We start from the raw sequence: 13952 nt of genomic DNA on the forward strand, positions 1-13952 counted from the left end.
TGCAACATGTCCATTCCTTTTTCTTCTCGCAGGCAACGCGGCGCAGGCCTTATCGAGGTACTCGTCGCCGTGCTGCTGGTGGCCGTGGGGCTGCTGGGCGCCGTGCGCATCCATGTGCGTGCCATTGAATACACCGTGGATACCGAGCGGCGCCAGATGGCATCCATGCTGGCTTCCGAACTGCTGGAGACCCTGCGGGGGGATACGGCCACGGTCCTTGACGCGAAGGGCTCGCCCGTGGAGGAACTGGCCGGCTATCAGAAGCTACAGGGGGCCGCGATGCCCGCAGCCCCTGCGGCCTGCCAGCCTTTGCCGCAGCCGCGGGAGCAGCGCCTGGCCTGCTGGGGCGACCGGGCCCGCAAGCTGGTGCCCGATCTCACCGCGGACCGCATCGACAGCTCCTTCGCCGTGAGCGCCGATGCCGATGGCCTGGTGTCCGTGACGGTGGCCTGGCCGGTCAAGAAAGGCCAATGTCTGGATGGAAGCGACAATGAATTTTGCACATTCACGCTGCGGTCGCGGCTTTGAGCGCGGGCCGGGCGCACGGGCGTGCCGCATGCGCATGCCGTCACAGGCGGGCCTGTCCCTGGTGGAGATTATGGTGGCGCTGGCCATCGGCCTGTTCCTCGTGCTGATTGCCACCACCATCTACATGCAGGGGCTGTCGAGCTTCGGTTTTCGCGTGGGGCAGAGCGAGAACCTCGGCAACAGCCGGCTGGCACTGGCCGTGCTGGACTCCGAGTTTTCTAAGGCAGGCTACAGGAGGGACCCTTCGCAGGCGATGTTCGACGCATTTCCTGCCGATTCCTCGCCCCATCCCAACGGCTGCCAGTTCGCCCAGGGACAGGCGCTCTACGCGGCTGACGCGCAGAGCATCTGCCTTCGCTTCCAGCCCCGGGACGCTGCGGAAACCGATTGTGCGGGCACGCCCGCGAACCTGGGAGCCGCCGGCCCCTATGACGCTCCGGCGCCTGCGACCGGCATGTTCGCGGAGAAATACACCGTTGAAAGTGGTGTGCTGGTGTGCCGGGCAGCGCAGGAGGTTGTGCCGCTCGCCGATGGCGTGCGGGCGGTGCATTTCGAGTTCGGCATCGATCGGCAGACAGCGCCCGGCGCGATACGCAGGGTCGATGCCTTCGCGGCCACGTTGCCCGGGCAGCAGGAAGCCATCCGTTCCCTGCGCCTTGCCCTCTTGCTGGAAAGCTCCGGCAAGGTGACGCAGGGCATGGCCTCCACCGTCTGCGAGCGTTGGGCGCAACTGGGCGGCGCCGCGGCCCGATGCGATGCGAATGCCGGCCCCCTGCTGCAACTGGCCACCGGCACGCTCACCCTGAGGAATCTGATGCCATGACCGCGCTGATCGGAGCCCGGAGCCGCCGCTGCATGTCCTGTGTCCTGCACGGGCGCCAGCGCGGCAATGCCTTGCTGGTGTCCATGATCATGCTGCTGCTGGTGTTGTTGCTGGCGGTGGTCGGCATGCGCGTGGCCACGCTGGAGGCGCGCATCGCCGCCAACATGGTGGATAGCCAGCGGCTGTATGAAACCGCGGATGGCACGCTGCGAGAAGGCGAGCGCAAGCTGCTGGAGCATGCCGTCGCACTCAAGCCCTGCAATGGCGCCGGCACTCCGGTGGCCGAGGGCAGCGGCATTCCCTGCTCGGTGTCCGATGTGCGTACGGACTCCATCGGGCTCGGCACGGATTTCCGGACGACCAAGGCCAAGGCGGCCGGTTTTCAGAAGCCCGATGGGTACTGGTATCCCCGATACATCACGACCGCCTGTCCCAAGTCGGGTAGTGCGACGTCCGCGCTGGATGCACCCGCCACCGGCTGCACGGACTTCTATGAGGTCAATGCCCAGGCCACGGAAAAGTCGCAGGCCCAGGCCTGCGGAGCGGATGCGCTGTGCCTGCGGTCCAGCGTCAACATGTTCATAAAGTAAGCAGGGGGAGGGAGCTTCAATGGCTCGCATTGCAAGTTGGAAAACCATGCATGGCCCGAGGGCGCGCCAGGGCCGGGCACGCGCGTGGCCGGCCCTGGCGCTGTGGACGTGCGCACTGGCACTGGCCAGTACGCCGGCGCATGCCCAGGGGCGCGCGGACACCGTGCTGTCCCAGATGCCGCTGTTCGTGAACCAGGCGTTGGCGCCCTTGAACATGCTGGTGATGGGGCGTGACCACAAGCTGTACTACGAGGCCTACAACGATGCCTCCGACCTCAACGGCGACGGTGTGATCGATGTCGGGTACAAGCCGGACCAGATCGACTACTACGGCTACTTCAACAACAACGTCTGCTACAGCTATTCCAAGGGTGTTTTCGTGCCCTCGCAGGCAGCGACCGGAAGCAACAGGAAAAAGTGCTCGAACAACTGGAGTGGCGACTTCCTGAACTATCTGGGCACATCGCGCATGGATGCCATACGCCGCGTGCTTTATGGCGGCATGCGTGCGGAGGACACGGCTTCGCGCACCGTTTTGCAGACCGCCTACATTCCCAGGGATGCGCACAGCTGGGGCAAGGCCTATGACCCTGCGCGGGATCTCGAGGTCTACAGCATTTCGGACTATGCGCCGCTGCGCCAGCCGGCGTCCGGTACGCGCCATCTGTTTGCCGTCACCACGCTGGGGGAGGCCGCTGGCGTCATCACCCAGTTGCGCGTGCTCAATGACTCCTCGTTCCAGATCTGGGATTGGGTGTCCCAGGAGGGCTTTGCAGGGCAGAGCAACTGTGCAGGCGGCAATTCGTGCGCGCGAGGCACCAGCAGGATCACCGACTACAACCTGCTTGTGGAGGCCTGCTCCAGCAGCAATGTCCAGTTGCTCGAGGCCAGCTGCAAGGCCTATCCCAACGGCGGCAAGACCATCTACAAGCCCACGGGGCTGCTGCACGACTTCGGAGAGAACGGGAAGATGTACTTCGGCCTGCTCACAGGCTCGTACGAGAAAAACATCGCCGGCGGCGTGCTGCGCCGCAATATCAGCAATTTCGCAGAGGAGGTCGACCCTCAGACGGGCCAGTTCAGGACGGGTGTCAATGGCGTGGTCGCCAACATAGACCGCCAGCGCCTGATCGGCTACACCGGCGGCAAATACGTGGAATGCGGCTGGATCACGTCCGGCCCCATCAGTTCGCTGGACAAGCCTTCGAAGTGCGCCATGTGGGGCAATCCCATCAGCGAAATGATGTTCGAGACCATGCGCTATTTCGGCGGCGCGTCCCAGGCCCTCGGCATCTATGACTACGCCGGCGGCTCCTCCAAGGATGCGTCCCTGGGCCTGTCCAAGCCCGCCTGGGAAACGCCCTACAGGGCCAAGGCCGAAGGCGGGGGCGGCTACCAGTACTGCTCCCGTCCCGTCATGACGGTGCTCAGCGACATCAATCCCTCCTACGACGGCAAGCTGCCCGGCAGCCGCTACGCGAGCGTCAGTGCCAGCGCCCTCAATGGCTTCAATGTCTCTGACGAGGTGGCGGCCATCGGCTCGGCCGAGCGCATAGACGGGAAGAACTTCTTCATCGGCCAGTCAACGTCGGCCAATGCCGACCAGGCTCCTTCGGTCAAGACCATTGCAGACCTGTCCTGGGCGCGCGGCCTGTCTCCCGAGGAGCCCAGCAAGGAAGGCACCTACTATGCCGCCGGTGTGGCCCGTTTCGGCGCCAGGAATGCCATCTTCGGCAACAGCCAGGGCAAGAATGCGCTGAGGACCTACTCCGTGGCCATTGCGTCACCGCTGCCGGAAATACGCTTTCCGATCGGCGGCAAACGCTTTGTGACCATTGCGCCGTTTGCCAAGACCGTCTCCGGCAGTGCCGGCGGCAGCACCGTGAACAATGCGGTCTTCACGCCGACCAACCAGATCGTTGACTACTACGTGGTCAACATTGCCAACACGGGCAAGGCGGACATCGATGCCTCGGTCAATGGCGGGCGGCCCTATGCGGAGTTCCGCATCAACTACGAGGACGTGGAGCAGGGCGCCGACCATGACATGGACGCCATCGCGCGCTACACGGTCGCGCTGCAGGCCGATGGCAAGGTGAAGATCGACATGGTGTCCGAATACGCCGCTGGCGGCCTGGGACAGCACATGGGCTATGTGATCTCGGGCACCACCAAGGACGGCATGTACCTGGAGGTGCGTGACAAGGACACGGCCTCGGCCTACTACGCCTACAACACGCCACCCAATCGCGATCCGGGCTACTGCCGGGGCAGCATCTCGGCCCAGCAGCGCACGGAATGCACGAACCTGGGACTCACGGCCACCCGCAGCTTCACTCCCGGCAATGCGACCGATGCGGGCAGCTTCCTGAAGGGGCCGCTGTGGTATGCCGCCAAGTACGGTGTGCCGGACCGCGACCCCTCCAAGATCACGGGAGATCCGGACAACTATTTTCTGGTGACCAATGCCGGCACGCTCAAGGACCAATTGACCAAGGCGTTCAACGACATCCTGCAGAGCATCAGTTCCGTGACGGCGGTCAGCGTGGACATGCCCACTGCGACACTGGGCGAAGGCGCCGACCTGTACCGGACCACGTTCGAGGTCCAGTACTGGAGCGGCGACGTCATTCGCGAGAAGCTCACCACCAGCGACAGAACGCTGGTCTGGAGCGCGGCGGAACTCCTGTCGGCGCGGTCCGCCGATGACCGCAAGATCTACTATCCCAGCAGGACCGGCAGTGCCGTGTCGCTGAGCCCTTTCACGTACTCCAGTCTCAGCGGGCAGCGTTCCGATGCGTCCTGGCTGGCCGTGCTCAACACGGACCCGGCCACGAACTCCGCCGATGGCCAGGCAAAAAAGCGCATCGAGTTCCTGCGTGGCGAGGTGCGCGATGACTTGCGCGTGCGCAAGCCCCTGGCCAGCGGAAAGCCCAATGTGCTGGGCGATATCGTCAATTCCTCGCTGGTGCGGGTCAAGGGCGGCCTGTATCGCGCCTCCGCTGCGGACAAGCTGGAGGGCAGCGCCACCTATGCCGCCTTTGCCGCGAAACAGGCTGCCAAGGAGATGCTGTATGTGGGCGCCAACGACGGCATGCTGCACGCCTTCGACGCGGCATCGGGCAAGGAGGAGTTCGCCTTCATTCCATCGGGGGTGAAGAATTCGCTCAATGTCCTGACGTCCCGGTATGGCGCGGGCGGCGCTCCCCACCGCTACTTCGTGGACGGGACGCCCGTGGTCTCCGATGTCTACTTCGGCAACGCCTGGCACAGGGTGCTGGTCGGCAGCCTGGGCGCGGGCGGGCGGCAGGTCTTCGCGATGGACGTCACGGACCCCACCTCCCCCCGGTTGCTGTGGGAGTTCGGGGTTGAACAGGACGAACGCATGGGTTACTCGATGCCCGCGCCTGTCGTTGCGCGGCTCAACGACGCCGGCCGGTCCAAGGGCAGGTGGGTGGTATTCCTGTCCAATGGCTACCAGGCGTCGAACAGCGCCTCCGGCGAGTCCAGCCTGTTTGTGCTGGATGTCTCCAGTGGCGAGGTCATCCGGCGCTTTGATTTCGCGGCAGGCATGACGGCCGCGGAGTTGAACGCGCTGCCTGCGCCGAAAAACGGCCTGTCGCGCGCCGCCGTGGTGGACAACAACGGCGATGGCAAGGTGGACGTGGCCTATGCCGGTGATCTTGCGGGCAATGTATGGCGCGTGGACCTGGCCAGTGGTACCAGCGGCTCATGGAATGCGCAGCTGTTCTTTGTGGCACGCGAGTCCGAACGCAGCGGCGGCAAGCGGCTGTCCATCACCACCGCACCCTACGTGGTGCGGCACTCCAGCGGCAAGGGCGATGTGGTGGCCTTCGGCACGGGCCGCTTCATGACGGATGACGACAAGCTGGACACGCGCCGGCAATCGGTGTTCGGTATCTGGGATCGCTACGGCACACCCGCCACGACTGCGCCGCAGCCGCTGCCTACCGCCGGCAAGGGGCGCGGGGATCTGCAGGCCCAGCAGTTCACCCAGGTGAGCGGCTTTCCTGGCAAGTTCGCCCTGTCGGCCAACCCGGTCACCTGGTACAAGGACGCCACCAGCACCGCCGACTCCAATGTGTACAGCTGGGGCTGGTACGTCGATCTGCCGCGCGATGGAGAAAGACTGGTCTACGACATGAGCCTGTACGGGCGGGGACTGGTGTTCACCTCTATCCGGCCACCGCTGGGCGACCCCTGCTCCGCGGGCCTGGCCAGCACGATCTACGCCATCGATCCCGACACCGGGGGCAAGACCGACTATGTCGCCTTCGATGTGAACGGCGACGGCATCTTCAACGCCTCCGACAACCTGGCAGGCGAGCAGGTCAACGACCGCGAGGTGGGGCCGGGCAGGCCCACCATCAGCGGCGCGAAGATCTTCGACTCCAGCGGAGACCCAGTCAAGAGCGGGGGCGACGATATCAACAGCGGAGTGGACCGGGGGCGACAGAGCTGGCGCCGCCAGCCCGCGAACCCGTGACCGCCATGCCATCCACTACACACAGGGGCCTGCCGGCCCCGGCCGTCTGGCTGGCCCTGCGGGCCCCCAAGGAGAAATGCGTGCGCAGCAAGCTACATGGATTCACGCTGATCGAGCTGATGATCACGGTGGCGGTGGTCGCCATTCTTTCGGCGATCGCCTACCCCTCCTACCAGGAATACGTGCTGCGATCGCGGCGCGTGGAGGCGCAAAGCCTGCTGGGCGAGGCCGCCGCCCGGCAGGAGCGCTGGCGGGCGCAGAACGGCGGCTACACAAGCTCCGTCGCCAACCTCAGACTGCCCTGGGGGGACAAGTCCGAGAACGGCCACTACACCCTGACGATGGCCACGACCGCCAATGACGGCGGCTACACGCTCAAGGCCACGCGCACCGGCCGCCAGGCATCGGACAGGCGCTGCGGCGACTACACCCTGAACGCCCTGGGCGTGAAGGGCATCTCGCCCTTGGGAACGGTGGGAGACTGCTGGCGCTGAGCGCCACCGGGGCCGGGGCCTCAGTCCTGCGCCTCATCCACAAATTCCACCATGGCCGCCGACACCTTGGGCAAGCGGTCTCGTACCCGTGCCGTGCTACCGCAGTCAGGTGCGTTGCGAATCCAGCTGCTCACCGTTCCTGGCCACTTCCTGCGCCTTGGAGTAGCTTTCGATCAGCAACTGGTAAGGCGGGAAGACTGCGCTGTAGGCCTGCGCCCACTGCAACGCGTCCTCACGGTTCCAGGTCTTTTGCACCTCCGAGCACACCGCCGCCGTGTCCATCGGCACGACACCAGCCTGCACGATGCGCGCCAGCGTGATCTCCTGCGCCATTTTCGAGTAGGTCCCCGAGGCGTCGATCACCGCGAAGACCTGGTAGCCCTCGTGCACTGCGGCGATGCTGGGGAAGGCCATGCAAACGCTGGTGATCGTCCCCGCGATGATGAGCTGCCTGCGCCCAGTGGCCTTGACGGCAGCGACGAACTCCGGGTTGTCCCAGGCGTTGATCTCGCCCTTGCGCGCAACGTACCGGGCATGCGGGGCGTACTGGTGGATCTCGGGGATCAAGGGGCCGTTCGGACCCTGCGGCACCGATGCGGTGGTGATGACCGGGATCTTCGCCAGTGTCGCTACCTTGGCGAGTGTGGTGGCATTGGCACGCACCTCGGTGAAGGGCATGTCCTTGATGGTCTGGAACAGGCCGCTTTGATGGTCGATCAGCAGCATCGCCACATTGTCGGGATCGATGACCGGGCGGGCGCCGTTGAAGTTGGCGATGGTTTGGGGTGTGCTCACGGTCTTCTCCTCAATTGCCCTGGGTGAGCGTGGTGTGGCTCGTGATCAGGTTGCGGTAGTCGGGGATGTGGTTGGAAAACAGAGTGCCCAGCCCCTGCACGTCGTTGCGCCAGTCGCGGTGCAGTTCGCAGGCAGCGCCGAACCAGCTCATCAGTTGCACGCCGGCCTGCGACATGCGATTCCACGCCGCATCGCGGGTGATGGAGTTGAAGGTGCCGGAGGCGTCAGTGATCACGAAGACGTCGAAGCCTTCCTCGATGGCCGACAGTGCGGGGAAGGCTACGCACACCTCGGTCACCACGCCGGCGATGATCAGTTGCTTCTTGCCCGTGGCCTTCACGGCCTTGACGAAATCCTCGTTGTCCCAGGCGTTGATGTTGCCGGGCCGGGCGATGTAGGGCGCCTGGGGAAACTGGCTCTTGAGCTCCGGCACCAGCGGTCCGTTGGGGCCGTTCTCGAAGCTGGTCGTCAGGATGGTGGGCAGCTTGAAATAGCTGGCGATGTCGGCCAGCGCCAGCACGTTGTTCTTGAACTTGTCCGGGTCGATGTCGCGTACAAGGGATAGCAGGCCGGTCTGGTGGTCTACCAGCAGCACGGCGGCGTTGTCCTTGTCCAGGCGGACGTAGGGCTTGGTCATGGTGAATCTCCTTGGGTCGCCCAGACAAAGGTCTTGGCTGACGGATAGAGAATAGGATTCGAACGATGAACGCGGTAGTCGTTAATAATTGCCATCAGAGTCCTATCTGAGGAACGATGAAGGCGGTGTGCAATGAAAGACCTGAACGACCTCTACTACTACGTGCAGGTGGTGGACCACGGCGGCTTTGCGCCCGCGGGCCGCGCGCTGGGGATGCCCAAATCCAAGCTGAGCCGGCGCATCGCGCAGCTTGAGGAGCGTCTCGGCACGCGCCTGATCCAGCGCTCCACGCGGCGATTTGCCGTCACCGAGACCGGCCAGACCTACTACGGCCACTGCAAGGCGATGCTGGTGGAGGCCGACGCCGCCGACGAGGCCATCGCGCTGACCCACGCCGAGCCGCGCGGCATCGTGCGCATGACCTGCCCGGTGGCGCTGCTCGATGCGCGCATTGCCGACATGCTGGCAGCCTTCATGGCCGCGTACCCGCGCGTGGAGATCCACCTCGAGGAAACCAACCGCCGCGTGGACGTGGTGGGCGAAGGAATCGACGTTGCCATCCGCGTGCGCCCGCCGCCGCTGGAGGACAGCGACCTGGTGATGCGCATGCTCGCCGAGCGCGGGCAATGCCTGGTGGCCTGCCCGCAGCTGTTGACAGGCGGCATCCCCCAGGTGCCCGCCGACCTGGCAGGCCTGCCGAGCATGGACCTGGGCCTGCCGCAGCACGAGCATGTGTGGCACCTGATCGGCCCGGACGGCACGCAGGCGGCCATCCGCCACCGGCCGCGCCTGGTCACGCGCGGCATGCTGGCGCTGCGCGCGGCGGCCTTGGCGGGGGTGGGCGTGGTGCAACTGCCCTCGATGATGGTGCGCGAGCAGATCACGCGCGGTGAACTGGTCCACGTCATCCCGGGCTGGGCGCCACGGCGCGAGATCATCCATGCGGTGTTCGCCTCGCGGCGCGGGCTGCTGCCGGCCGTGCGGGCGCTGCTGGATTTCCTGGCAGAGCGATTTGAGGCGCTGGACGAAGACTGAGCTGCCGGCAAGCCGACTGGCTACCACCCGGAGCTCCATCTTCATCGCTGACAGATGAATGATCCGGCCGGGTACCTTGATGCCTTCCACCTCCGGAAGCTGCTTTTCCAGAGCGACCAGATTTTCAATCAATCGGGACCGTGCGATCACGCGGCCGTCGTGTTAGATGTGCGCCGAGCGGACGCCAGGAGACAGCTCTTGTGCGCCATCGATCCTGCCCGTAGAGCACGGCAATGTCCCGGTGCTTGCCGTTAGTCAGGCATGTAGTCAGGCACGTCGAACCCACCCCGGATGGCATCACGTCAAGCGTGTATCGCGCCACCGGGGCGCCGTTGGACGATATCGAAAGCTAGGGGTACCTGAAGCCCGAGACCAGTGCGGGCCCTTGGACTTCTTTGGACGTATTGGGATTTCTTGGGATGCCAGGATGGCCTGCCCGGAGGGACTCGAACCCCCGACCTATTGCTTAGAAGGCAATTGCTCTATCCGGTTGAGCTACGGGCAGGTATGGCCGCTGACGGGCCAGCGCGGATCATACCCGCAATGGGCGGGCGCTCAGGGCTTGGCGGCGTGCCCTGGCGCCCTTGCCGTCATTCGGCGTCGTCTTCTTCCTCGAAAACCACCGAAGGAGGTGCCATCACGCGCGCCATGTCGGTCATCGTGGGCACCAGGCCGCGTGCAAGGTAGCTGTAGGGCGTGTCCGGCTCCAGTGCCGCAGCGGCAAGATTGGCCATGGGCTGGTTCATCGTCAGGTAGTAGCTGCCCACGGGCGCTTCGACGGCGCCGCGCGTGAGCGCATAGGCGCCGCTGGCGGGCGTGGCCGAGCGGGCTTCGTTGTACGAGTCGGCCAGCAGCTGGCCGGGCTCGGCCACCTTGAGCACCTGCAGGCCCAACAGGCGCAGCCTGTCCACGGCGGGCTGGGCGCTGGCGGACAGCCAGTAGCCGCAGGAGCGTGGGCGCGACAGCGTGGTGCGCGGCTGCAGCGAAGCGTTCCAGTCCACGCGCACCTGCTGGTCGGCGCCCGTGTCGGGCTGGATCATGGTGAGGGTGCGCTGCTCGGGGGTCTGCTCGGCCAGTACGGCCAGTTGCTGATGGCAGGCAAGGGAGGCGGTCTCGCGCGCCACGAAGGCCTGCACCTGGGTGAGGTCCTTGGCGCGCTCGGCGCTGGAATGCAGCATGCGTGTGGACGCGGTGACCAGGGTGTGCACGCGCCGCTGGATGTGGGCGCGGCCCAGGTCCGAGCCACGGCTGCTGACCAGGTAGCCCACCGAGTTCTTGAGCCCGCTGACGTTGCGCAGCGAATCGGGCGCAAGGCTGCCCATGGAGATGGACTTGTCCTGCAGGTCCTGGCTGGTGGTGTAGTACCAGTCGCTGCTCAGCCCGGCCTGCGACAGCGCGGTGCGCAGCGGCGCCGTGTACCACTCGCGCGCAGCCTTGGTCACGAATTCATTCTGGTTGGCCGTGGCCGAGTACTGCAGCAGGGCGTCGTAGCGCTGTATGGCCTGGTACTTCTGCAGGAAGACGCTGGCGGCGGGGAACTCCTGCAGGTCCACCACGGCGACGGGGCGGTAGTCGCGCGCCAGCGTGGCCAGGGCCTTGGCCTCCGGCGTGTTCAGGAGCAGGTGGTCATGGGCGATGTCGGTGCCATCGGCTGCGTTGCGCGTGCCGGCTTCCACGGCGTCGGGGTTGGCGCGCGGTACGAGGATCACGTTGATCTGCTGCAGCAGCGGCTCCAGCAGGCCGCCGGGAGCGAGCTCGCGGGCGATGATGAGCAAGGCCTCCGTGCCCGCAGGTTCGTCGCCGTGCTGGCCGGCCACGAGCATGACCGTGGGGCGACGGCTGTCATAGAGCGCCGACGGCTGAATGCCGGGTGCGCGCGTGGCCACCAGGGCCTGGATGGGGCTGCCGCGCTGCGAGCTGCCGGGCTGCACGATACCCAGGCGCGTGTCGCGGCCCAGGGATTTGCTGGCCTGGCTGTTCAGCCAGGAAGACAGTTCGCTGGCCGTCGTGAACTGGTTGCGCTGCGGCGCCAGGCCCGGTGTGTCGTAGCGGGTGGCTGGATCGGGAAAGCGCGCAGCCACGGCCGCGTTGTAGGGCAGGGGGACCAGGTTGTTGGCCGGCGCGATGGGCTGCGTGGTCGCCTGGGGCACCACCGGGGTGGCAGGAGCCGGCCGGGTGGGGGCGGGCGCCTGGGGCTTGGAGGTGGTGGGCCATGGCGGCAGCGGGGTGCTGGCGCAGGCGGAAAGCAGGGCTGCGCACGCCAGGGCCGACCACCGCAACCTGTCCTGTGGCAGCTCCGAATCGGGGCGCTGGCTGGAGGGGGTGGCGTGTGGGGTCTGCAGTGTCATGGCGTGGCCTTGAGGAACCAGTCGGGGGAGTCTTTGGAAATCCGGGAAAAGGGCGCGGCCTTCAATCGCCGCAGGCCGCAATGCTATCGGGATGATAGCCATGCAGGCTTGCGGCGCGCTGTCGGCTGAATGCGCAATCTGCGCCATGTGAAAAGGGCTGCAGCCCCGGAGAGATGCAGCCCTTTTTTGTTGGCGGATTCCTCGGCTTGCCGCAGGGCATGCCAAGGAGCCGTGGTGCAGGTCAGCGACCGTAGCCGCCGCGCGAGGGGCCGCCACGGCCACCGCCGCCGAAGCCGCCACCACCGCCGCCATTGCCGCCATTGCCGCCGCGGTTGAAGCCGCCACGGCGGCCGCGTTCGGCCATGGTGTCCACGCTGGTGCGCATCGGATCGGGCTGGCCGCCACCTGCGCTGCCACGGGGGCCGCTGCTGCGTGCATGGCCCAGCTGCGTGCCCAGGTGGGCATCAGCGCGCGGGGGTTGGTCATCGAAGCGACGGACACCGCCGCCGCCGCCTTCGCCGTCAGGGCGCGGGCCGCGCCTGGGGGCGTTCTGGGGGGCTGCCTTGGGGCGGTGGGCGGCGCCGGAGCCATTGCCCGGGCCATCGAAGCGATCGCGGCGCGGCTTGTTGTTGGCGCTTGCACCGGCGTGGTTGCGGCCACGACCCTGGCCGCCGGCGTTGCCTTCGGATCGGCCTTCGTCCGAGCCGGCCTTGGGGGCCTGGCCACGGCCACCTGCGCGGCCGCCACGGTCGGGCTGGGTGGCCTTGGTGGTGCGGATGCGGTCCATCATTTCCTGGCGCGCAGCCTTGGCGGCGGCCTGCATGACGTCACGGCTGGGCGGCTTGCCCGCACCGCCCCAGATGGTCTGGCGGCCCATGGCGATGGGTTCGGCCACTTCGTCCTCTTCAGGGCCGAAGCCTTCGAGCACCTGCACAGGGATTTCCTGCTTGGTGAAGCGCTCGATGTCCATCATGAAGCCTTCTTCGTCCATGCAGACCAGGCTGACGGCGTGGCCTTCGCGACCGGCACGGCCCGTGCGGCCGATGCGGTGCACGTAGTCCTCGGACACGTTGGGGATCTCGTAGTTCACGACGTGCGGCAGCTCGTCGATATCGATGCCGCGTGCAGCGATGTCGGTGGCGACCAGGGCGCGCAGCTCGCCGGTCTTGAAGCCGGCCAGGGCCTGGGTGCGGGCGCTCTGGCTCTTGTTGCCGTGCAGCGCCATGGCGCTGATGTTGTTCTTGGTCAGGAATTCGGCAACGTTGTTGGCGCCGAACTTGGTGCGCGTGAACACCAGAACCTGGCTCCAGTTGTTCTCGTTGATGATGTGCAGCAGCACCTGCTTTTTCTTGCCGCGGCCCACGGGGTGGATCACCTGGGTGATGCGCTGCACGGTGGTGTTGCTGGGCGTGACCTGGATGGACTGCGGGTTGCGCAGCAGGCCGTTGGCCAGGTCGCGGATCTCGTCGCTGAAGGTGGCCGAGAACAGCAGGCTTTGCTTGTCCTTGGGCACCAGGGCCAGCACCTTCTTGACGTCATGGATGAAGCCCATGTCCAGCATGCGGTCGGCTTCGTCGAGCACCAGGACTTCGACGGTGGACAGGTCCATGAAGCCTTGCTGCTGCAGATCCAGCAGGCGGCCCGGCGTGGCGACCAGGATGTCCACGCCCTTCTTGATGCGGTCGATCTGGGGCTTCATGCCCACGCCGCCGAAGATGACGGTGGAGTTGATGTCCAGGTACTTGGCGTAGCTGCGCACCGATTCCTCGACCTGTGCGGCGAGTTCACGCGTGGGCGTCAGCACCAGGGCGCGGATGCCCTTGCCGCCGAACTTGTTGCGCGGCACCTGGCCTTGCGAGAGGCGGTGCAGCATGGGCAGGGTGAAGGCAGCGGTCTTGCCGGTGCCGGTCTGGGCACCTGCCAGCAGGTCGTGGCCGGCGAGCACCGCAGGGATGGCCTGTGCCTGGATGGGAGTCGGGTTCTCGTAACCCTCCTCAAGCACGGCCTTCAGAATGGCGGGAGCCAGATTCAGTTCTTCAAATGTCATGTGATCAAAGATGCGCCCGTCCGGGGCGCTGGGTATCTGCCTGTCGAGGCAACCAGGGCGGTTGCCGGACCAGTCGTAGGCGGATGTAGTTCAATGTCGGGAGCCTGGAAAACAGCGTCCATCGTCCCCAGCTGGAATGCTGATGTCA

10 protein-coding genes and 1 tRNA gene are annotated in these 13952 nt (G+C 66.1%); 6 read left to right on the plus strand and 5 right to left on the minus strand.

Going from position 1 to position 13952, the window contains the following annotated elements; translation table 11 throughout:
• The first annotated feature begins 6 nt into the window (after positions 1-6).
• The 5 genes from pilV to ACUTR7_RS09355 all read left to right on the plus strand — a co-directional run bounded on the left by pilV (position 7) and on the right by ACUTR7_RS09355 (position 6942).
• On the plus strand, positions 7-528 hold the full coding sequence (pilV, locus tag ACUTR7_RS09335) for a type IV pilus modification protein PilV (protein WP_260263140.1): 522 nt from the start codon (positions 7-9) through the stop codon (positions 526-528).
• The gene (locus tag ACUTR7_RS09340; protein ID WP_445608672.1) at positions 491-1351 is read left to right on the plus strand and encodes a prepilin-type N-terminal cleavage/methylation domain-containing protein; all 861 of its coding nucleotides are present in this window, start codon (positions 491-493) and stop codon (positions 1349-1351) included. The genes pilV and ACUTR7_RS09340 overlap by 38 nt, the downstream gene beginning before the upstream one ends.
• A complete protein-coding gene (locus ACUTR7_RS09345; RefSeq protein ID WP_034392036.1) occupies positions 1348-1941 on the plus strand; it encodes a pilus assembly PilX family protein in 594 nt (197 codons plus the stop codon). The genes ACUTR7_RS09340 and ACUTR7_RS09345 overlap by 4 nt, the downstream gene beginning before the upstream one ends.
• A gap of 46 nt (positions 1942-1987) precedes the next feature.
• Positions 1988-6448: a pilus assembly protein gene (locus ACUTR7_RS09350; protein ID WP_445608673.1), complete on the plus strand. Its 4461-nt coding sequence runs from the start codon at positions 1988-1990 to the stop codon at positions 6446-6448.
• Between the two features lie 80 nt (positions 6449-6528).
• Entirely contained in the window at positions 6529-6942 is a 414-nt protein-coding gene (locus ACUTR7_RS09355; RefSeq protein ID WP_174549377.1) for a type IV pilin protein, read from the plus strand.
• 105 nt (positions 6943-7047) lie between these two features.
• Here ACUTR7_RS09355 and ACUTR7_RS09360 read toward each other — a convergent pair whose 3' ends face one another.
• Both ACUTR7_RS09360 and ycaC read right to left on the minus strand, forming a co-directional pair.
• Entirely contained in the window at positions 7048-7737 is a 690-nt protein-coding gene (locus ACUTR7_RS09360) for a hydrolase (protein WP_013803115.1), read from the minus strand.
• Between the two features lie 10 nt (positions 7738-7747).
• The gene (gene ycaC / locus ACUTR7_RS09365; RefSeq protein WP_269196901.1) at positions 7748-8374 is read right to left on the minus strand and encodes an isochorismate family cysteine hydrolase YcaC; all 627 of its coding nucleotides are present in this window, start codon (positions 8372-8374) and stop codon (positions 7748-7750) included.
• A 132-nt stretch (positions 8375-8506) separates the two neighbouring features.
• Between ycaC and ACUTR7_RS09370 the strand changes: the two genes are divergently transcribed.
• Positions 8507-9409 carry a LysR family transcriptional regulator gene (locus ACUTR7_RS09370; protein ID WP_445608674.1) on the plus strand — a complete coding sequence of 301 codons (903 nt, stop codon included), beginning with the start codon at positions 8507-8509 and terminating at the stop codon, positions 9407-9409.
• A 428-nt stretch (positions 9410-9837) separates the two neighbouring features.
• Here the strand turns inward: ACUTR7_RS09370 and ACUTR7_RS09375 are convergent.
• The 3 genes from ACUTR7_RS09375 to ACUTR7_RS09385 all read right to left on the minus strand — a co-directional run bounded on the left by ACUTR7_RS09375 (position 9838) and on the right by ACUTR7_RS09385 (position 13804).
• Positions 9838-9914 (minus strand) — tRNA-Arg (locus ACUTR7_RS09375).
• A gap of 85 nt (positions 9915-9999) precedes the next feature.
• Positions 10000-11757: a M14 family metallopeptidase gene (locus ACUTR7_RS09380; protein WP_065346269.1), complete on the minus strand. Its 1758-nt coding sequence runs from the start codon at positions 11755-11757 to the stop codon at positions 10000-10002.
• A 241-nt stretch (positions 11758-11998) separates the two neighbouring features.
• Positions 11999-13804, minus strand: a complete 1806-nt coding sequence (locus ACUTR7_RS09385) for a DEAD/DEAH box helicase (protein ID WP_445608675.1) — start codon at positions 13802-13804, stop codon at positions 11999-12001.
• Positions 13805-13952 lie beyond the last annotated feature (148 nt).

The sequence above is a fragment of the Delftia sp. NA_296.1 genome (assembly GCF_052692095.1).

Bases quoted from the DNA above. Each gene is read 5' to 3' on its own strand.
- ACUTR7_RS09380 (WP_065346269.1), bottom strand. From the start codon at position 11,757: ATGACACTGCAGACCCCACACGCCACCCCCTCCAGCCAGCGCCCCGAT.
- ACUTR7_RS09345 (WP_034392036.1), top strand. From the start codon at position 1,348: ATGACCGCGCTGATCGGAGCCCGGAGCCGCCGCTGCATGTCCTGTGTC.
- pilV (WP_260263140.1), top strand. From the start codon at position 7: ATGTCCATTCCTTTTTCTTCTCGCAGGCAACGCGGCGCAGGCCTTATC.
- ACUTR7_RS09340 (WP_445608672.1), top strand. From the start codon at position 491: ATGAATTTTGCACATTCACGCTGCGGTCGCGGCTTTGAGCGCGGGCCG.
- ycaC (WP_269196901.1), bottom strand. From the start codon at position 8,374: ATGACCAAGCCCTACGTCCGCCTGGACAAGGACAACGCCGCCGTGCTG.
- ACUTR7_RS09370 (WP_445608674.1), top strand. From the start codon at position 8,507: ATGAAAGACCTGAACGACCTCTACTACTACGTGCAGGTGGTGGACCAC.
- ACUTR7_RS09350 (WP_445608673.1), top strand. From the start codon at position 1,988: ATGCATGGCCCGAGGGCGCGCCAGGGCCGGGCACGCGCGTGGCCGGCC.
- ACUTR7_RS09385 (WP_445608675.1), bottom strand. From the start codon at position 13,804: ATGACATTTGAAGAACTGAATCTGGCTCCCGCCATTCTGAAGGCCGTG.